This window comes from Variovorax sp. OV700 (genome assembly GCF_900099805.1).
Lineage (GTDB): Bacteria > Pseudomonadota > Gammaproteobacteria > Burkholderiales > Burkholderiaceae_C > Variovorax.
Map to the genome: position 1 here is coordinate 611,391 of NZ_FNDR01000002.1, position 19,078 is coordinate 630,468.

General features: G+C 63.4%; 11 protein-coding genes and 5 pseudogenes. 8 read left to right on the plus strand and 8 right to left on the minus strand.

The window, feature by feature from the left end; translation table 11 throughout:
• The first annotated feature begins 94 nt into the window (after window positions 1-94).
• The 5 genes from BLR24_RS06620 (at window position 95) to BLR24_RS06640 (ending at window position 6,572) form a co-directional block, all read left to right on the plus strand.
• The gene (locus BLR24_RS06620) at window positions 95-1,450 is read left to right on the plus strand and encodes a dicarboxylate/amino acid:cation symporter (RefSeq protein WP_093014408.1); all 1,356 of its coding nucleotides are present in this window, start codon (window positions 95-97) and stop codon (window positions 1,448-1,450) included.
• Window positions 1,451-1,467: 17 nt separating this feature from the next.
• Window positions 1,468-2,772 carry a glycerate kinase type-2 family protein gene (locus BLR24_RS06625; protein ID WP_093014820.1) on the plus strand — a complete coding sequence of 435 codons (1,305 nt, stop codon included), beginning with the start codon at window positions 1,468-1,470 and terminating at the stop codon, window positions 2,770-2,772.
• Between the two features lies 1 nt (window position 2,773).
• Entirely contained in the window at window positions 2,774-4,189 is a 1,416-nt protein-coding gene (gene pyk, locus BLR24_RS06630) for a pyruvate kinase (RefSeq protein WP_093014411.1), read from the plus strand.
• Between the two features lie 12 nt (window positions 4,190-4,201).
• Window positions 4,202-5,485, plus strand: coding sequence for a phosphopyruvate hydratase (eno, locus tag BLR24_RS06635; RefSeq protein ID WP_093014414.1), 1,284 nt, complete (start codon window positions 4,202-4,204; stop codon window positions 5,483-5,485).
• A gap of 109 nt (window positions 5,486-5,594) precedes the next feature.
• Window positions 5,595-6,572: a Bug family tripartite tricarboxylate transporter substrate binding protein gene (locus BLR24_RS06640; protein ID WP_093014417.1), complete on the plus strand. Its 978-nt coding sequence runs from the start codon at window positions 5,595-5,597 to the stop codon at window positions 6,570-6,572.
• Between the two features lie 267 nt (window positions 6,573-6,839).
• On the opposite strand, the pseudogene BLR24_RS06645 reads toward BLR24_RS06640, so the two are convergent.
• Window positions 6,840-7,809, minus strand: a pseudogene (locus BLR24_RS06645) (IS3 family transposase); the annotation flags it as partial.
• Between the two features lie 415 nt (window positions 7,810-8,224).
• On the opposite strand from BLR24_RS06645, the pseudogene BLR24_RS30980 reads away from it, so the two are divergent.
• The 3 pseudogenes from BLR24_RS30980 to BLR24_RS06660 all read left to right on the plus strand — a co-directional run.
• A pseudogene (locus BLR24_RS30980) lies at window positions 8,225-8,317 on the plus strand (ABC transporter ATP-binding protein); the annotation flags it as partial.
• A gap of 391 nt (window positions 8,318-8,708) precedes the next feature.
• Window positions 8,709-8,963: pseudogene (locus tag BLR24_RS30985) on the plus strand (IS21 family transposase); the annotation flags it as partial.
• A pseudogene (locus BLR24_RS06660) lies at window positions 8,960-9,472 on the plus strand (transposase); the annotation flags it as partial. The pseudogenes BLR24_RS30985 and BLR24_RS06660, both read left to right, overlap by 4 nt.
• 304 nt (window positions 9,473-9,776) lie before the next feature.
• On the opposite strand, the pseudogene BLR24_RS06665 reads toward BLR24_RS06660, so the two are convergent.
• The 7 genes and pseudogenes from BLR24_RS06665 to BLR24_RS06690 all read right to left on the minus strand — a co-directional run.
• Window positions 9,777-10,571: pseudogene (locus BLR24_RS06665) on the minus strand (IS110 family transposase); the annotation flags it as partial.
• Window positions 10,572-10,573: 2 nt separating this feature from the next.
• Window positions 10,574-12,004, minus strand: a complete 1,431-nt coding sequence (locus BLR24_RS06670; protein ID WP_217636293.1) for an FAD-binding oxidoreductase — start codon at window positions 12,002-12,004, stop codon at window positions 10,574-10,576.
• 149 nt (window positions 12,005-12,153) lie between these two features.
• The gene (gene hutH, locus BLR24_RS06675; RefSeq protein WP_093014826.1) at window positions 12,154-13,698 is read right to left on the minus strand and encodes a histidine ammonia-lyase; all 1,545 of its coding nucleotides are present in this window, start codon (window positions 13,696-13,698) and stop codon (window positions 12,154-12,156) included.
• A gap of 181 nt (window positions 13,699-13,879) precedes the next feature.
• Window positions 13,880-16,252, minus strand: coding sequence for a xanthine dehydrogenase molybdopterin binding subunit (xdhB, locus tag BLR24_RS06680; protein ID WP_093014423.1), 2,373 nt, complete (start codon window positions 16,250-16,252; stop codon window positions 13,880-13,882).
• Window positions 16,240-17,721 (minus strand): xanthine dehydrogenase small subunit, encoded by a 1,482-nt coding sequence (xdhA, locus tag BLR24_RS06685; protein ID WP_093014426.1) that lies wholly within the window; start codon window positions 17,719-17,721, stop codon window positions 16,240-16,242. Before xdhA ends, xdhB begins: the two co-directional genes overlap by 13 nt.
• Window positions 17,718-17,864 carry a hypothetical protein gene (locus BLR24_RS30625; protein ID WP_175543200.1) on the minus strand — a complete coding sequence of 49 codons (147 nt, stop codon included), beginning with the start codon at window positions 17,862-17,864 and terminating at the stop codon, window positions 17,718-17,720. Before BLR24_RS30625 ends, xdhA begins: the two co-directional genes overlap by 4 nt.
• Before the next feature lie 46 nt (window positions 17,865-17,910).
• Window positions 17,911-18,906: a Bug family tripartite tricarboxylate transporter substrate binding protein gene (locus tag BLR24_RS06690; protein WP_093014429.1), complete on the minus strand. Its 996-nt coding sequence runs from the start codon at window positions 18,904-18,906 to the stop codon at window positions 17,911-17,913.
• Between the last annotated feature and the right edge of the window lie 172 nt (window positions 18,907-19,078).

Here is a 19,078-nt window from a genome sequence, read left to right on the forward strand (position 1 = left end):
GGGGCCGCGCGGCACGCGCCGCCTCTCATCCCGAAGCGGCCGCCAAGCGCCGCAGGGGCGAACTCGTGCCTACACATCCACCAGGAGACAAACCATGCGCCGCTTCTTCGGAAAGCTGTACGTCCAGGTGCTCATCGGCGTGTTCGCCGGCGCAGCCCTCGGCTTCTTCGTCCCCCACATCGGCAGCGAATTCAAGCCGCTGGGCGACATCTTCATCAAACTGATCAAGATGGTGTTCGCACCGATCATCTTCGCCACCGTGGTGCTCGGCATCGCCAGGATGGAGAACATGAAGGAGCTCGGCCGCGTCGGCGTCCGGGCGTTGATCTATTTCGAGATCCTGTCGACCTTCGCGCTGGCGCTCGGCCTGGTGGTGGTCAATGTCGTCGGTCCGGGCAACGGCATGAACATCGACCCCACGCAGCTCGATACCAAGGCCATCGCCGGTTACACCGCCGCTGGCGCCAAATCCGACGGCTTCATCGACTTCCTCATGCACCTGGTGCCGACGAGCGTCGTGGATGCGCTAGCCCGCAACGACATCCTGCAGATCCTGGTCTTCGCCACCATGTTCGGGGTTGCACTGTCCCACATCGGGCCGCGCGCCAAGCCCGTGGTCGACTTCCTCGACTCGTTCACGCACGGCGTGTTCGCGGTGGTCGGAATGATCATGCGGCTGGCGCCGCTGGCAGCCTTCGGCGCCATGGCCTTCACGGTCGGCAAGTACGGCCTGGGCTCGGTCGTCTCGCTGGGCAAGCTGATGGGCACGATGTACATCACCTGCCTCCTGTTCGTCGCGATCGTTCTCGGCATCATCGCGCGGATGTCAGGGTTCAGCCTGTGGAAGTTCCTCAAGTACATCAAGGACGAACTCTTCACGGTGCTGGGCACGAGCTCATCCGAATCCGTGGTGCCGCAGCTGATGCGCAAGCTGGAGCATGCCGGCGTCTCGAAGCCGGTGGTCGGCCTGGTCGTTCCGGCCGGCCTGACCTTCAACCCGGATGGCCAGTGCATCTACTACACGATGGCGGCGATCTTCATCGCGCAGGCCACCAACACGCCGCTGACGATGACCGATCAGCTGGTGGTGCTGGGCGTGCTGCTGCTCACCTCCAAGGGCTCCGCTGGCGTCACGGGCTCCGGCTTCATCACGCTCGCCGCCACGCTGGCCTCGATGGGCAAGATCCCGGTCGCCGGCATGGTGCTTTTGCTCGGCGTTGACCGCTTCATGTCGGAAGCGCGTGCCATCACCAACACCATCGGCAACGCGGTAGGCACCATCGCGATCGCCCGCTGGGTCGGGGCGGTTGACCGCGATCGGCTGACTCAGGTGCTCGACGGCAAGAGCGATCCCGAGAACCTGGACGAGCTGTACGAAGGGGACAACGACGAGGCGAGCGGCGTCAAGCCGATTCGCGTCGAGCTCGACGGCGCGCGGATCGCGGCCTGAACCGCATGACCGCCGCCATGAATCCCGCGGACATCCGCAACCTGCTGCGCACCATGTTCGACGCCGCGATCGCCGCTGCCCAGCCCGCGCTATGCGTGCCGCGGCATCTTCCGGCGCCGCCCAAGGGCCGGCTGGTGGTGATCGGCGCCGGCAAGGCCTCGGCCGCGATGGCCCGCGCCGTGGAAGCGAATTGGCACGGGCCGCTCGGTGGCTTGGTCGTGACGCGCTACGGCTACGCCGTGCCCTGCGAGCGCATCGAGATCGTCGAAGCCGCGCATCCGGTGCCCGATGCGGCCGGCGAGCTCGCGGCAGCGCGCATGCTGAAGGCGGTCCGGGGCCTCACGAGCGACGACCTGGTGCTGTGCCTGATCTCCGGCGGCGGCTCCTCGCTGCTGCCGCTCGCGCTGCCGGGCCTCACGCTGGAAGACAAGCAGGCGCTCAGCCGGGCCCTGCTCGCCAGTGGAGCCAGCATCGGCGAGATGAACTGCGTGCGGCGCCATCTGTCGGCCATCAAGGGCGGACGACTGGCCGCGGCATGCCATCCGGCACGCGTGGTCAATCTGCTGCTGTCCGACGTGCCGGGCGACGACCCGATCGACATCGCCTCCGGGCCGACCGTGCCCGACCGCACCACCTGCGCCGACGCGCTGGAGATCCTTCGTCGCTACGAGATCGACGTGCCGTCACGGGCACGTGCGCTGCTCGAAACCGGCGAGGGCGAGACGCTGAAGGCGGACGACCCGCGCCTGCCTTCCATCGAGACCCGCTTCATCGTGACCCCGCAGATGGCGCTGGAGGCCGCGGCGGCGGCCGCCCGCGTCGCGGGGCTGGAGGCCTGCATCCTCGGCGACGCGATCGAAGGCGAAGCGCGCGAGGTGGCGCGGACCCTGGCCGGCATCGCGCTGCAGGTGGCACGGCACGGCCAGCCGGTGGCGGCGCCGTGCGTGCTGCTGTCCGGCGGTGAGACCACGGTCACCCTGCGCGGACGCGGGCGCGGCGGACGCAACGTCGAATTCCTGCTGGCCCTGGGTATCGCATTGAACGGCGAGCCCGGCATCCACGCGCTCGCCGGCGATACCGACGGGGTCGATGGCCAGGAAGAAATCGCCGGCGCGCTGCTTGCGCCCGACACGCTGGCCCGCGCCCGTGCGCAAGGCTTGAGGCCGCGCGAGCGCCTCGACGACAACGACGGACACGGCTTCTTCGAGGCGCTCGGCGACTCGGTGCTCACCGGTCCGACGCTGACCAATGTGAACGACTTTCGCGCGATCGTGATCGCTGCCGGCCCCGGCAGCACCGAGCGTGCCCACAGGAGAAATTGAGATGCGAAGAACCAAGCACGCGAAGATCGTCGCGACCCTCGGCCCGGCAAGCGACGAGCGGCAGACCATCCAGGCGTTGTTCGATGCAGGCGCCGATGTGTTCCGGCTCAACTTCAGCCACGGGACGCACGAAGACCACAAGCGGCGCCTCGACCTGATCCGCGAAGTCGAGCGCGAGAGCGGGCGCCCCATCGGCGTGCTGCTCGACCTGCAAGGGCCCAAGCTGCGCATCGGCACCTTCCCCGATGGTCCGATTGACCTGGTCGAAGGCAAGCCCTTCAGGCTCGACCTGGATACGAAGACCCCGGGCAGCGCAGCGCGCGTCGCACTGCCGCACCCCGAGATCTTCGCGGCGCTCGAAGCGGGCGCCGATCTGCTGCTGGACGACGGCCGCCTCCGGCTGCGGGTGGAGAAATTTGGCAAGGATTTCGCCGAGACGCGCGTGGTGACCGGCGGCAGGCTGTCGGATCGCAAGGGCGTGAACGTCCCCGGCGTCGTGCTGCCGCTTTCCGCCATGACCGCGAAGGACCGCGCCGACCTGGCCTACGGGCTCACGCTCGGCATCGACTGGGTCGCGCTGTCGTTCGTGCAGCGTGCCGAAGACATCACCGAAGCCCGCGCCATCATCGGCGCGCGCGCCGGGATCGTGGCCAAGCTTGAGAAGCCGGCAGCCATTGCGTCGCTCGATGCCATCGTGGCCGAGACGGATGCGGTGATGGTCGCCCGCGGCGACCTCGGCGTCGAGATGCCTGCCGAGCAGGTGCCCTCGATCCAGAAGCGGATCATCCGCGCCTGCCGGCGGGCCGGCAAACCGGTGATCGTCGCCACCCAGATGCTCGAATCGATGGTCAGTGCGCCGGTGCCCACGCGGGCCGAAGCCTCGGACGTGGCGACTGCAATCTACGAAGGCGCCGACGCGGTCATGCTGTCGGCGGAATCGGCCAGCGGGCGCTATCCGGTCGAGGCGGTGAAGATGATGAGCAGCATCATCGCGCACACCGAGAGCGACCCGAACTACCGCACCGCGATCGATTCATCGCGCGCCGAGCCGCTGGCGCGCACGGCCGACGCCATCGGCTCGGCGATGCGCGACATCACGGGCTTGCTCAACGCAGCGGCCACCGTCGCCTACACCAGCTCGGGCTACTCTGCGCTGCGCATGGCGCGCGAGCGGCCAAGCGCGCCCATCATCGGCATGACGCCGCGGCTCGCCACGGCGCGTCGCCTGGCGCTCGCATGGGGCGTCCACGCCGTGCTCTGCCACGAAGTGGTGGACGTGCCCGAGATGAGCGAGCTCGCCTGCCGCACCGCGCAGAAGGAAGGCTTCGGCGCCGCCGGGCAAACCATCGTGATCTCGGCCGGCATGCCCTTCGGCACCTCCGGCACCACCAACCTGCTGCGCATCGCGCAGATCTGACCGGGAGCAGACATGGCATCGATTCAATACATCCGCGGCTTCGAGATCCTGGACTCGCGCGGCAATCCCACCGTGGCGGCCGAGGTGGTGCTCTCGGACGGCGCCAAGGGCTTCGCCGCATCGCCCTCTGGCGCTTCCACGGGCGCCCGGGAAGCCATCGAGCTGCGCGACGGCGACCCGAAACGCTACTTCGGCAAGGGCGTCATCAAGGCAGTTGGCCACGTCAACGGCGAGCTGAGCAAGGCACTGGTCGGCCGCGCCGCTGAAGACCAGGCCGCGCTCGACCGCCTGATGATCGACCTCGACGGAAGCCCGACCAAGTCGCGACTGGGCGCGAACGCGATCCTCGCGGTGTCGCTCGCAGCGGCCAAGGCCGCGGCGGCCTCCAGCGGCGCGGCGCTCTATCGGCACATCGGCGGCGAACACAAGCCGGTGCTTCCGTTGCCCATGATGAACATCATCAACGGCGGCGCCCACGCCGACAACAACGTCGACATGCAGGAATTCATGATCGTGCCGGTCGGCGCGCCCAGCTTCTCCGAAGCCATGCGCTGGGGCGTCGAGGTCTTCCACTCGCTGAAGGGCCTGCTCAGGAGTCGCGGCATGTCGACCGCGGTGGGCGACGAAGGCGGCTTCGCGCCCGACCTGCCGTCGAACGAGGCGGCCATCGAGATCATCCTGGCTGCGATCGAACGGGCAGGCTTCAAGGCCGGGGCAGACATCGCGCTGGGCCTGGACGTTGCGAGTTCCGAGTTCCACAAGGGCGGGCAGTACGAACTGGCCTCGGAGTCCAGGCGCTTCGACTCGGCCGGCTTCGTCGACTACCTGGCGCGCTGGGTCGATGCCTATCCCATCGTGACCATCGAAGACGGCATGGCCGAAGACGACTGGGATGGGTGGGAACTGCTCACGGCGAAACTGGGCCGGCGCGTGCAATTGGTCGGCGACGACCTCTTCGTCACCAACACCGTGATCCTGCAGCAGGGCATAAAGTGCGGCGCAGCCAACTCGATCCTGATCAAGCCGAACCAGATCGGCACCCTGACCGAGACGCTCGCCGCCATCGCCATGGCCGACAAGGCCGGGTACTCCGCCGTGGTCTCGCATCGCTCGGGCGAAACGGAAGACACCACCATCGCCGACCTGAGCGTGTGCACCGCCGCGACGCAGATCAAGACCGGCTCGCTGTGCCGCTCGGATCGCATGGCCAAGTACAACCGCCTGCTCCTCATCGAGGCGGAGCTCGGCCGCGATGCCGTGTTCGCCGGTCGTGCGGCCATCCAATCCCTTCGCTGAGATCGCCTGTACCGTTGAACTTGAGTTAACGGCGGATCCAACTTTCGGTATGCATTGAACACCTCGCGGCTGCCTACAGTCGCTTCACAACCATAAGGAGACAACCATCATGAAGACTTCGACATTCCGCCCCCGCACCGCACTGACGGCCATCGCTTTCGGCTTCGCCGCATCGCTCGCTGCCGCGCAGGCCTGGCCCGCGAAGCCAATCACACTGGTCGTGCCGTTTCCGCCTGGCGGCAGTTCGGACGCGCTGGCCCGCGCCATCACCACGCCGCTGTCGCAAAGCCTCGGCCAGCCGGTGATCGTCGAGAGCAAGCCGGGCGCCGGCGCAACGGTCGGCGCGGACTACGTGTCGAAGGCCAAGCCCGACGGCTACACGCTGCTCATGGGCGCGGTGCACCACACGATCGCCACCAGCGTCTACAAGAAGCTGCCCTACGACTTCGAGAAGAGCTTCGCGCCCGTCACCACGGTGGCCTTGGTGCCCAACGTGCTGGTGGTCAATGCGAAGTCTCCGGCCACTGACGTCAAGAGCCTGGTCGCGCTGGCGAAGGCTTCGCCCGGCAAGCTGTCGTACGGCTCGAACGGCAACGGCACGGTGCAGCACCTGATCGGGACGCAGTTCTCCGGCATTGCCGGAGTGGACCTGCTGCACGTGCCTTACAAAGGCAGCGCGCCGCTGACCACCGACCTGCTCGGCGGCCAGGTCGACATGTCCTTCGACACGCTGACGCCGCTGGTGCAGCACATCAAGGCGGGCAAGCTGCGCGCGCTGGCGGTGACCACCGCGAAGCGTTCGAGCACCTTGCCCGATGTGCCCACGCTGGCCGAATCCGGCATCAAGGATTTCAACCAGGGCACCTGGTTCGGCATCCTGGCGCCAGCCGCGACGCCCAAGGAAGTGGTCGATAAGCTCAACGCCGAGATGGTGAAGATCATCAAGTCGCCCGAGTTCAAGAAGCGCATGGAAGAAATCGGCGCCGAGCCCGTCGGCGACACTCCGGCCCAGATGGCGACTCAGATCAAGGACGACACAGCGAAGTACTCCCGGCTCGTCAAGGATGCCAAGGTTGCAATCGAGTGAATTGCAGCCGGGTCACCTTGAGGTGTGCGGCTAAGGCCGGATAGAAGGCAGAGCCGAGTCGTCTAACAATAGGCCAATAGGCCGCTGCGGGGCAGCCGCGCTGCTATCAATGCATTGGGTTGGTCATGAACGCGACCAGCCATGCGCCGGCGTGTTCGGATGCTTGGGTGGCTCGTGCCTCGCACAATCCCCCGCGGCCTGTTAACACCCTTTGACCTGCCCCCTTCTGCCGTGCCATTCATAACGAGGAAGTCCGGGGTTGCAAGATTAATTGATCTCGGTGGTTGTTGAGCTGGTTCGAGCTGCATCGCCAGCGCGCCGGCGATGCAGCTCGGCGAACTTCGCCGGTGGCATTCGCTGGCAACTGCTGTGCGGCTGACCTCGTTGTAGTCCTGGCGCCAGAGCGTGATGGCCGACCAGGCCTGCTGCAGCGTCTCGAACCACTGCTCGTTCAGGCACTCGTCCCTGAACTTCCCGTTGAAGCTCTCGATGTAGCCGTTCTGCATGGGCCGTCCCGGCTCGATCAGGATGTGGCGAATGCCATGGGTCTGCGCCCAGCCCATGAAGGCACGACTGGTGAACTCCGGACCGTTGTCTGTGCGCACGGCCAGCGGGTAGCCCCTGAAGACAGCCGCCTGGTCGAGCAAACGCGTGACGTATTGGCCCGAGATGCCCCAGTCCACCGAGATGCTCACACACTCGTGGCTGAAGTCATCGGCCACGGTCAAGCACTTGATGCGCCGTCCCGTGCTCAGGCTGTCGCTGACGAAATCCATGCTCCACACCTCATTGACCGTCGTGGCCAGTTGCAGCGGCACGCGTTCGCTGACGGGGCGTTTGACCTTCTTGCGCTTGCGCACAGCCAGGTTGGCAGCGCTGTACAGACGGTAGACGCGCTTGTGGTTCACGCCCGGGAAGTGCGGGCGCAGCATGTCGTGGATACGCCGATAGCCGAAGCGCCGACGTGCATGCGCGATCTCGACGATCTTGCTGCTGCGCTCTCGCGTCATGGCATCGGCCTCGGGTGGATTGCGATAGCTGTCGCGGGAGAGCCCCACAAGCCTGCATGCGCGCCGTTCGCTCAGATCGCATTGCTCGACGGCGGCACGCTTGGCCTGTGGGCCTAACGCTTTATCCCGAAGGCGGTGTTCAACGCGTGGATGTCCAGGTGGGCCTCGGCCAACAGCTTCTTGAGCTTGTTGTTCTCGGCCTCGAGTTCACGCAGTCGCCTGGCATCGGGCACGTCTGAGGCATCCCATTCCTGGGAGTGTGCCGTGCAGCAAATCTTCGACCGCAGGCTTCTTGCTCAGATGGCGCCGCCGGCGCTTCTCGCTCCGAATCTCCGCGCCAGGTTCTTCATGGTGCTCGGCGCGCGCAAGGCCTAACAAACTGTTCGAGGAACCTAGCTCTTATCGATAAAAGATAAAATTGACGATAGAAATTTTCTGCGTTTTGGACAGATAGCCCCGTCGGTGACCCAAGCGCCATTCAGTCAAAGGAACTCGGTCATGTCGAATCGGAACGCATTGACTGCAGGAGCAGGAGCAGGAGCAGGAGCAGGAGCAGGAGCAGGAGCAGGAGCAGGAGCAGGAGCAGGAGCAGGAATAGAGGGACTTGCCACAGGGCTAACCACGCGCTGCAGCTGGCCTTATCGCGGCTACCTGGTGAAGTCGGGGCTCGTCACGATGGATGGCGACGCCAATGTGATGCTGAGCCACCCCAAGATCCGGGCGGCGCCCCTGGGGAATGATCGAGCGATGCTTCGACACTGTATTCACAGGCTGCGGCAGCTCATGCGCAAATCCATGAGTTCAGAACCGGTGTCGCCCACCCCCTGGCCGGCCCACGTTGCGTACTTTCACGGCGGCTGCTGGTTCGTAGACGCTCACGAGGATGGCAACGCGGGTGCGCAGTTGGTCGACGGCTCAACCGATTCCCCCGGGCCGAGCAAGGAAGGGCTAGGTGTGAGGGCCCAATAGGCTGTATCTGTTCATCCGAGTTGAGTTTAAGAGACTGGAATCGCCGCACCCCCTGTTTTCTCGAGAGCACCCAACCAGAGAACATTCATAAGAATGCCCGATTGACCCTGCTGCGTCGAATCGAGATGCCGAAGGTAGAGAACGGGGAGCTCGTGGTCGAAAATGGATTCTTGCGCGCCTGGGCAATCGGCGCTTCAACCTGGGCGAACTCGACCGCGCGATCGCCGAGCTGCTGGTCGATCTGAACCAGCGCCCGTTCAAGAGGCTGCCGGGTCGTCAGCGCAGTGCCTTTGAGATGCTGGATGCGCCAGCTCTGCGCCCGCTGCCGGCCACGCGCTTCGAGGTTTGGCTATGGAGAAGCGCCAAGGTGAACATCGACTACCAAGTCGAGTTCGATGGCCGCTACTACGCAAGTTCCACGAACTCTGGGCCAATCACGGCAGCCTGGTCGGCGAGCACTACGCCGTCGAACGCGAGGTCGCCGAATTGATCCCTGAGGAGCGAAGGCGAATACGCCAGGAGAGGTCGCGCAAGGTGGCTGATGCCCTCCAGCAATGGCTCGCCGGGCAACGGCAAAGAGTACCGGATGGCTCGATAACGGCCAGGGCAATCGACTACAGCCTGAAGCGCTGGCACGCGCTCACGCGCTACATCGACAACGGGGATCTGCCGGCGGACAACTACTGGGTGGAGAACCAGATCCGCCCGATCGCCATCGGACGATCCAACTGGCTGTTCGCGGGATCGCTAAGGGCGGGCCAGCGCGCTGCAGCCATCATGAGCTTGATCCAGTCGGCGAAGCTCAATGGACACGAGCCGCACGCGTACCTCAGCGACATTCTTGAGCGCCTGCCCACGCAGCCGGCCAGCCGCGTCGGAGAGTTGCTGCCGCACCGCTGGCAGCCAACCGCAGTGCGCTGATCGAAGGACCGTCGTCAAGACGGGATCACCGCGCGTACATGGACGCCCCCTATGCCACGCTCTCAGTTCGTAACGGTTCGAAGGTAAAGATTGCACCCGTACATCCGGACTTTGTTTCAGTGCTTTTTGGCTCTGCTGTCCCTGATGGGAGTTGCTGACTGGCTTCTCCATCGCTTACACGCACTCGAGGTGCTACGCGCGGTGCGGGCTTTGCCAGTCACGGTCCAACCTGTCTTGCCATCACTTCATGATCGCCTGAGCAATCGGTGGTTCGTTCTCCCTGATCTCGTTGCTTTTCAGATAGTCAAACGGTCGTTGCCTGGCGGACGTAGCCTGCGTCAAAGTTGCGACCGTGCGCTAGCAGAGCCCAGACGATCCGAGCATTCTTGTTCGCCAGCGCGACTGCCGCTATGTTCTTGTTGCGCTGTTTGACCACGCCGGCGATCCAGCCACATGCCTCAGTCTTCTGGCCGACTCGGTAGATCACCGAGCGCGCGCCGTGTATCAGAAGCGTTCGAAGGTAGGTGTCGCCCCGCTTACTCATCCCCAGTAGGCCGGCCTTGCCGCCCGAAGAGTGCTGCTTCGGCACGAGGCCAAGCCACGCTGCCACCTGACGACCGCTGTCAAAGTTCTTCGCATCTCCGATCGAGGCGACCAGTGCGCTGGCCGTGATCGGCCCGATGCCCGGAACTTCGGCGAGTTTGCGACTGAGCTCACTGCCTCGGTGCCATGCATGAATCTTTGCTTCGAGTTCTTCGACTTGGCGGTCCAGGTCCTTGAGGTGATCGAGCAACCGTTGCACCAGCAGTCGAAACGCGCCACGGAGGTAGTTGGCGCCATCTTCGATCAGTTCAGGAACACGGTTGGCGATGTATCCGATGCCCTGCGGGATGACGATGCCAAACTCGCCGAGCAGTCCACGGATCTGGTTGGCTTGGGCCGTGCGCGCCCTGACGAAGGCTTGGCGTACGCGATGCAGGGCGAGCACCGCTTGCTGTTCGACATTCTTGACCGGCACGAAGCGCATATTGGGGCGCCCCACCGCCTCGCAAATGGCCTCAGCGTCAGCCGCATCGTTCTTATTTGTCTTGACGTAGGGTGCTATAGATCCGGTATCGTCTTCCCAGGGTTCATAAGGCCAGCGGGGTCGAGCGCCTGACGGATTGCGCGCATCGCCGCCAGACGCGGAGCGGCGCGGTAGCGGTGCATGTAGGCGAGCTTCGACTGACCAATGCCATGCTCGGCACTGAAGGACCCGCCCAAGGCCGCCACGCGGTCGAGAATACTCGCCACCTGCGTTTCGACCGGCAGCTTGGCCCAATCCTGCTCTTCACCCGTGGCCAGCGTGCAATGCAAATTGCCGTCGCCCAGATGCGCGACGGTATAGACCTCGAACCCAAGCGCGCGGGAGCCCGCATCCGTCTCTGCGACAAAGCCTGGCACCGCGGCCAAAGGCAGGGAAATGTCGAACATGTAAGCCTCTTTGAGGGCAAAGACAGCCTCGGCGGCGCCTTCGCGGAGTTCCCAGAGGGCATCGCGCTGCGCTTCAGACGTAGCGACAACCGCGTCCTCGACCAGCGCGTCTTCCATCAGCCCGTCTAAGACCTCTATCACCAGCGCCTGCAGCTTTGGCGTTCCGTCCGCATCCGGCGCGGCATCGTCGGCGCGGGTCGAGGCAAGTTCGAGCAGGAGCCCGGTCTCGGGTGCCTGTGTCATAGGAGCGCGCTTGCCGTGATAACCCGTGATCAGACGCATCATCGGGGCAGGCATGTATTCAAAGGCCTCGACCAAACCGCCCGAAGCATCCTGCAGCCGGTTCAGCACGTTCAGGGCCGAGGCCACGTCCCGCAGCGCGAGGAAGGCGGTTGTCCGGACCACTGGCACGGGGTAGAGCCGCAGGCAGGCTGCGGTGATGATGCCGAGCGTTCCTTCGGCACCGATCATCAGGTCGCGCAGGTCATAGCCCGTGTTGTCCTTGCGCAGGCCCGACAAGTCGCTGACCACACTGCCATCTGCCATCACCGCCTCGATCCCGAGGCAGAGGGCACGGGTATTGCCGTAGCGCAGCACGTTCGAGCCGCCGGCATTGGTTGAAAGGTTGCCCCCGATGGTGCAGCTGCCGCGCGCGCCGAACATCAGCGGGAAGACCAAGCCTTCGGCCGCGACGGCTTCCTGAAGCTGTTGCAACACGCATCCGGCCTCGACCGTGGCCGTGCGCGCGGCGGGGTCGATCTGGCGGATGCGCTTCATCCGGTCCAGAGACAGCAGGATTTGCGGCCGATCCCCCAGCGGCACGCCGCCGCCGGCGAGGCCGGTGTTGCCTCCCTGCGGGGTGATCGCCACGCCCGCCGCCGCGCAGAGACGCAAAGTCTCGGCCACGGCCTCGGTCGAGGCGGGGCGTACCACGGCCAGCGCGGTGCCGGTATAAGCCCCAGTCCAGTCGGTCAGATAGCGCGCGCAATCGGCGGGATCCGTCAGCAGCGCTCCGGGGCCCAGAGCGCTGCGCAGGTCATCCAAAAAGGTCACAGTCATCGGAAACTCCGCGTTTTGGAGACAGTCTGGCGCAGCGGACGGCTGAGGGAAGACGGTTTCTTTCCCGTTCAGCATCGAGCCAAACAAAGGATCTCCGCCCGGCGAGGGCGGAGATCGGGCTGCTCATCTGCTTTGTCTGGCGCGTCGGGTCACGCGTTGGATCGCGCGCCATCAGCGTTGCGCCAGGCCCCCGCAGCGATGGCAACAAGCTGCCCCGACTTGACCATGATTCTGGCCGCTTCAAAGGCGGGACCAAATTCCCTGTCGATGTTCATCCGCTCAACCTGGCTGCGGACCAGGTCCTTGATCTCTTTGAGCGGCGACGACAGTTCCAGCCCCTGGAAATCGCAGGCTTCGACAGCCGCCAGAAGTTCAATCGCAAGAATGTTGTTCAGGGTTTCAACCATGGCGACCAGACGGCGGGCGCCGTGGGTTGCCATGGACACGTGATCTTCATAGTTCACCACGGTCGGCACGCTGTCGACAGAGGCCGGATGCGACTTCTGCCGGTTCTCGGCAACCATTGCGGCTGCGCTGATCTGTGCACTCATGAAGCCCGAGTTCAGTCCCGGATTGCTGGTCAGGAAGGACGGCAGGCCCGACAGGCTCGTATCTGTCATCAGCGCCAGGCGACGTTCCGAGAGCGAGCCCAGTTCGCAAATGGCGAGCGCCGTGATATCCGCAGCAAAGGCCACCGGTTCCGCGTGGAAGTTGCCACCGGAAACGACGTCATTGGTTTCAGGGAACACGATGGGGTTGTCTGTAACCGCATCCGCTTCGCGTTCCAGCGTGGTGTCCACGAAGTTCAACAGATCCAGACAAGCGCCATAGACCTGGGGTTGGCAACGGATGCAATAGGGGTCCTGCATCCTGCCCTCCTTGATCGATTTCTCGCGGAACTGGCTTCCCTTGGTCAGCTCGCGCAGCCTGCGTGCCACTTCGATCTGGCCGGTCTGGCGACGGACCTGATGAATCCGGTCCTCGAAGGGCGCGACGGAGCCAATCACACCTTCGGTCGTCAGAGCGCCGATGATCACGGCGCTGTCAAACGCCTGACGCGCTTCGAACGCCCCGGTCAAGGCAAGTGCCGTGGAGATTTGTGTGCCGTTCAGGAGCGCAAGGCCCTCCTTCGGCTGAAGCACAACCGGCTTGAGGTTCTTTGCGGCCAGAGCCTCGGCTGCCGGAACAAGCTTGCCGTCGAGCCGGACCGAGCCCAGGCCAATCATCGTCAATGCGATATGCGCAAGCGGCGTCAGGTCGCCCGAGGCACCGACCGAGCCCTGGCAGGGAATAACCGGCAAGAGATCGTGGTTGAACATAGCAACCATCAATTGCACCAACTCCAGACGGACGCCCGAGTTGCCCTGCGCCAGCGATGCGATCTTCATCGCCAGGGCAAGACGGGTCTCCGCTGCCGTCAAGGGAACCCCCGAGCCAATCGCGTTCGTCAGCACAACATTTCTCTGCAGCAGGCCGATGTCCTTCTCGTCGATGACTGTGTCAGACAAGCGGCCGAAGCCGGTGTTGATGCCATAGGCCGGTCCGCCTTTGGCCATGAGATCCTTCACCGTCTTGTGCGCGGCCTTGATCGCGGCTGTCGCGGACTCGCCCAGCCGCAGCGTCACGCGCTCGCGGTAGATCGTTTCCCAGGCATCCATGCCATTCATTCCGGTGGTAATTTCAATCGTCTTCATCTTGTTTCTCTGCAATTTGGAACCCTGGGCTCACGTTGTGAAAGTCTTTTTTTTTTTGGTGTTTACCTGACCGCGTTCCCGGTCGGGCGTGCGCACTGTCCCGAGGTTTCAGGACAGTGCGCGGCAAACCAAAGCAGGATTGACCGGATGCCGCGCAATCTCTGCTTGCGAGCAACGGCGGTCAGACCGTCGCCATCAACGCGCGTTCAGGCGTCGCCGGAGCGTCCAAGCCTGCCCTGTCGCCTGACTTCCTCGCTACCGTCGCCATCAACACGCGTTCAGGCGTCGCCGGAGCGTCCAAGCCTGCCCTGTCGCCTGACTTCCTCGCGGCCGTCACCGCCTCGATCAAAGCCTGATGGACCGATACCGCCAGGATCAAAGGCGGTTCGCCGACCGCTTTCGACCAATACGGCGTCTCGGCCCGGAAAGACTTGTTGTCCACGAGGCTGACGTTGAAGACTGGCGGGACGTCGGACGAGGCGGGAATCTTGTAGGTGGAGGGCGCATGGGTTTTCAGCTCGCCCTTGGTATTCCACCAGAGTTCCTCGGTGGTCAACCACCCCATTCCCTGAATGAAACCGCCTTCGATCTGACCGATGTCAATCGCCACGTTCAGCGAGGTGCCGACGTCATGGAGGATGTCCACCTGCTCGACGCGGTACTCTCCGGTCAGCGTATCGATGACAACTTCCGAAACAGCCGCACCGAAGCAGAAGTAGAGGAACGGCTCGCCGACAAAGTTCTGGTCGTCAAAGTAGACATGCGGCGTCTTGAAATAGCCGGTTGCGGACAATGACACCCGCGCCAGGTAGGCCTTCATGACAAGCTCATCAAAAGTGACGATCTGCGGACCGACGTGGACAAGACCGTTGTCGAAGGACACTGTCTCGGCGTCCACGTTGTAATGGGCCGCGGCAAAATTTGTCAGCCGATCCTTGAGGGTGCGCACTGCATCGATAACGGCCATCCCGTTCAGGTCGATGCCCGCCGAAGAGGCCGTAGGCGAGCTATTCGGCACCTTGTCGGTGGTCGTGGCTGCGACGATAACCCGCTCAAATTTCACGCCGAGTTCATTCGCAGCAATCTGCGCAATCTTGACATGCAGGCCCTGGCCCATCTCGGTGCCGCCGTGATTGACCGCGACGCTGCCATCCTTATAAATATGGATCAGAGCACCAGCCTGGTTCAGGTGGTCACGCGTAAAGCAGATGCCCATCATGCAGGGAACCACTGCGATGCCGCGCTTGAACACTTTGCTGTTCTGGTTGTACTCCGCAATGTTTTCGCGTCTTTGGTGGTAGGAGGAATCCTCAACCAACTTGTCCATCACATCGCCGATGATCAGATTGGTCACGCGTTGGCCGTAGTGCGTGATATCCCGCCCGGCTTCGTGATAGAGATTGGCCTTGCGCACCTCCAGCGGGTCTAGGCCCAGATGATGCGCGATGTCCAGCAGCGCCCGCTCGATTCCGATGACGCCCTGCGGAACGCCGAAGCCACGGAATGCGGTGTTGGACACCGTGTTGGTCTTGCAGCGATAGGAGTGGATCTCGACATGCTCTAGAAAGTAGGCGTTGTCCGCATGCATGATCCCCCGGTCCGCCACAGCGCCGGACAGATCTGCTGCGAAGCCGCATTTCACTTTCTGGACAAATGAGATCGCCTGGATCCGGCCGGTATCGTCAAAGCCGACGTCATACTCGATCTTGAAGTCGTGCCGCTTGCCGGTCATCACCATGTCGTCGTCGCGATCAAGGCGCACTTTTGCCGGTCTGCCGGACTTGTGTGCCACAAGGCAGGCAATCGCAGCATACTGTGCCGGCTGCGTTTCCTTGCCGCCGAAACCACCCCCCATGCGGCGAACCACCACCTCGACCGCATTGTTCGCAAGCCCGAGCACCTGAGCGCAATGGTATTGCACTTCGCTGGGATTTTGCGTCGCGGAGAACACTTTCATGCCGCCATCATCCAGGGGCCACGCCATTGAAATCTGGCTTTCGAGATAGAAATGGTCCTGACCGCCGACCAGCAATTCGCCCTGCAGCCTGTGGGTTGCCGTGTTGAGAACTTTCTCGGGATTACCGCGCCGCGCCATCTTGGGTGGCAGCACGAAGTTATTCGCGGCCATCGCCTCCTCGATGGTCAGGATCGGCTTGAGGATTTCGTACTCGATCTTTGCCAGCTTCGCGGCCCGCCGGGCCGCATCGACAGACTCCGCCGCCACGGCGAAAATCGGCTGACCGACGTATTGCACAAGATCATGCGCCAGAACCGGCTCATCGTCGCGATGAATGCAGCTGATGTCATTGTGGCCGATAATGTCTTGCGCGCTCACCACCGTCGCGATGCCATCGTAGGCTGCGACGGCAGAAAGGTCCATCGAAAGGATACGGGCATGCGCATGCGGCGAGTAGGCGATGTAGATATTCAGCAAGCCCTGGGGCTCACGCATGTCGTCTACATATTCAGCGATGCCTGTGACCTGACCCCAGGCACTCTGGTGATATTTGCTGTCGCCGATGATCGGCCGTTGCTCGCGATTCATTGCGTCCATGACGTGAACTCCTCAAGTCTTCCGGCAAGACGGAACTCTTTTGATGCGGTGGTTTCCAGGAAATACTTCGTCAGAAGGTTACTTGCGATCAAGCGTCGATAGCCTGCGCTGGCGCGAGCATCGCTGATCGGCTCATAGGTGCGGTCGAGGATCGCCTTTGCATCCGCGACCGTTTCCTCCGTCCAGGGCTTGCCGATCAGGAAGGCCTCGCAGGCTGTCGCCCGCAGCGGGGTGCCAGCCATGCCACCGAATGCGATTCGCGCGCTGGCCACCCTGGTCACCCCATCGCGTTCGGCGAAGGACAGGTTGAAGATGCCACAAACCGCCGAGATGTCCTGATCGAAGCGCTTCGATACCTTGTAGGCCTTGAGCACGGCCCCGGCTGCGGGACGCGGCACAAAGATCTCTTCGATGAACTCGCACGGACGCAGATCCTGCCGGCCATACTCGATGAAGTAGTCCTCCAAAGGAACCGTTCTGCGCTCTGCGCCTTTGCGCAGCGTCAAGGTTGCACCGGCCGCAATCAGCACCGGCGAAGAATCGGCAATCGGCGAACCGTTTCCGATATTGCCACCGATGGTTCCTGACGATCTGACCTGAACGCTGCCGATGCGGCGTATCAGCTCGCCCATATCGGGATAGAGCTTCTCCAGATGCGGCCAGGCCGTTTCATAGGTTACGGCCGCGCCAATCCGCAGGCCACCGGCTTCGGCGACCACCGCGTTCATTTCAGCAATCGCGGCAACGGACACAAGGGCTTCGAATTGAATGTGCCGCTTGGTCACATGCAGACCAAGATCTGTGCCGCCTGCAACAATGCGCGCCTTCGGGGTCTTCGCGAGAATGTCCGCCAGCTCGTCTGTGGTCGCAGGCAGGAAGAACTCGCCTGCCTCGCTTTCGATCCTGACAGCCCCAGGTGCGCTGATTTCCGCCAGCGCAGCCGCCAGGGCGTCGCGATTGCCGTCAAAGTCGACCGGCTTGGCAAGCGACAGCGCGCTCGCCGCCGCGTCGACGATCGGACGGTACCCGGTACATCTGCACAGATTGCCGGCAAGGAGGTCGTCGACGCTCTTCCGATCCCCGCCCGCGCCGTTGCAATAGCCACCAAACAGACTCATCACAAAACCGGGAGTGCAGAAGCCGCACTGCGAGCCGTGACATTCCACCATAGCCTTCTGGACCGGATGCGGCTGCGCGGGGGTCGAGATGCCCTCGATGGTAAACAGAGCCTTGCCGTGCATCGATCCCATGAACTGGATGCAGGTGTTGAAAGCCTTATAAACGACGACGTCATTTTCGAGTGTTGCGCTGACGGCGGTACAGGCTCCGCAGTCGCCTTCGGCGCATCCCTCCTTCGTGCCCTTGAGCTTTGCCTGCTCGCGCAGATACCTCAGCACCGTCAGGCCGGGATCGAAGCCGCCGAGCGTGACAAGCTCGCCATTCAGGAGGAACTTGATGTGGTCGTTCATTCAGAAGCTATCCTATGGACGTGGAAGAGATCCCGGCGAAGCAACTGCTGCAGCCGGCCACGGTTGGCCGCAACCATTGCCGAGCAACGGTCATGCTCGAGTGCGATCAGGTCGCCAACGGTGGAATCATGTTGGGAGTTCATGCGGTATTCCTCTCAAGGAAAACGTCTTGCAAACTTAGGCAGCCGTCTACTTCAGGACGTCCTTGATCGTCGACCCGTACGAATCGATGTCGGATCGCAGCCGTCGCGAGAGCTCCGCCGGCGTGGCGGGGTAAGGATCACCCGAAGTCGCCAGCTTTTCCTTCATGCCGGGCTCTGCGAGTGCAGTGTTGAACTCGCGGCTGATGCGATCGACGATAGCGGGCGGCGTGCCCGCCGGCGCGATGAACCAGATCGTGTTGGTGAAGTTCTGGCCAGGGAAGCCGCTTTCCGCCAGGCTTGGCGTTTCGGGCAGCAGCGGGTGGCGACGCTCGCTTAGCGTGGCGATCGCGACGATCTTGCCGCTCTTCACGTACTGTTGCGCGTAGTGCACCGGAAGGATCATGGCCTGGATGTGGCCGGAGATCAGGTCGGTCGCCGCCGGCGCGAGGCCCTTGTAGGGGACATCGACATACTTGGCCTGCGTCAGCTTCGCAAGCTGGTACATCTGCACTGACCAGGCACTGCCTGGGCCCAGCGAGCCGAAGTTGACGCCCTCCCCCGACTTGCGATCTTGCGTCAGCCGGATGAAGTCCTTCAGCGTGCGGGCCGGGACTGCCGGATGCACGGCCAGGACCAAGGGCACGTCGACGAGGCCGGCGACGGGGACGAAGTTGCGGACTGCATCGTAGGGGACCTTGGCACCCAGAATCTCTGCAGCTTTTGGCTGCGTCGAGATCGCCTGGTTGATGGCGTGCGAATCCGACACCACGCCGATCGTGTAGCCGTCCGGTGCAGCTCGCGAGACCACTTCCGTCCCGATCATGGTTGACGCGCCGGGGCGGTTGTCAATGAGGATGACCTGTTTCAGGCGGGCGGCGGCGCTTTCAGCCACCGCCCGCGCGCCGACGTCCGCATTTCCGCCCGGCGGATACGGCACGATGATGCGGATGGGCTGTTTAGCAGGCCAGTCCTGCGCGATGGCAGCGTGGCCAGCCAGGCCGAAGGCGAGCAGGCCGAGAAGTACGCGAGAAAACGCTTTCATGAATATTCCGTCTGTCGTGTGAGGTTCTTTTGAATCATGTAAGGTTTATTGAAACTGTTCGCCTTAATGAAACACCGGGCCATTCTTGACCTACAGCCAGGTGAATTTCTTCAAACTGGTGCGGTGCCTGAGCATGTGACCGACGCCTGCGTGCAGATTAGCGCTAGCTACA

Bases quoted from the DNA above. Each gene is read 5' to 3' on its own strand.
- BLR24_RS06620 (WP_093014408.1), top strand. From the start codon at position 95: ATGCGCCGCTTCTTCGGAAAGCTGTACGTCCAGGTGCTCATCGGCGTG.
- BLR24_RS06625 (WP_093014820.1), top strand. From the start codon at position 1,468: ATGAATCCCGCGGACATCCGCAACCTGCTGCGCACCATGTTCGACGCC.
- pyk (WP_093014411.1), top strand. From the start codon at position 2,774: ATGCGAAGAACCAAGCACGCGAAGATCGTCGCGACCCTCGGCCCGGCA.
- eno (WP_093014414.1), top strand. From the start codon at position 4,202: ATGGCATCGATTCAATACATCCGCGGCTTCGAGATCCTGGACTCGCGC.
- BLR24_RS06640 (WP_093014417.1), top strand. From the start codon at position 5,595: ATGAAGACTTCGACATTCCGCCCCCGCACCGCACTGACGGCCATCGCT.
- BLR24_RS06670 (WP_217636293.1), bottom strand. From the start codon at position 12,004: ATGACTGTGACCTTTTTGGATGACCTGCGCAGCGCTCTGGGCCCCGGA.
- hutH (WP_093014826.1), bottom strand. From the start codon at position 13,698: ATGAAGACGATTGAAATTACCACCGGAATGAATGGCATGGATGCCTGG.
- xdhB (WP_093014423.1), bottom strand. From the start codon at position 16,252: ATGGACGCAATGAATCGCGAGCAACGGCCGATCATCGGCGACAGCAAA.
- xdhA (WP_093014426.1), bottom strand. From the start codon at position 17,721: ATGAACGACCACATCAAGTTCCTCCTGAATGGCGAGCTTGTCACGCTC.
- BLR24_RS30625 (WP_175543200.1), bottom strand. From the start codon at position 17,864: ATGAACTCCCAACATGATTCCACCGTTGGCGACCTGATCGCACTCGAG.
- BLR24_RS06690 (WP_093014429.1), bottom strand. From the start codon at position 18,906: ATGAAAGCGTTTTCTCGCGTACTTCTCGGCCTGCTCGCCTTCGGCCTG.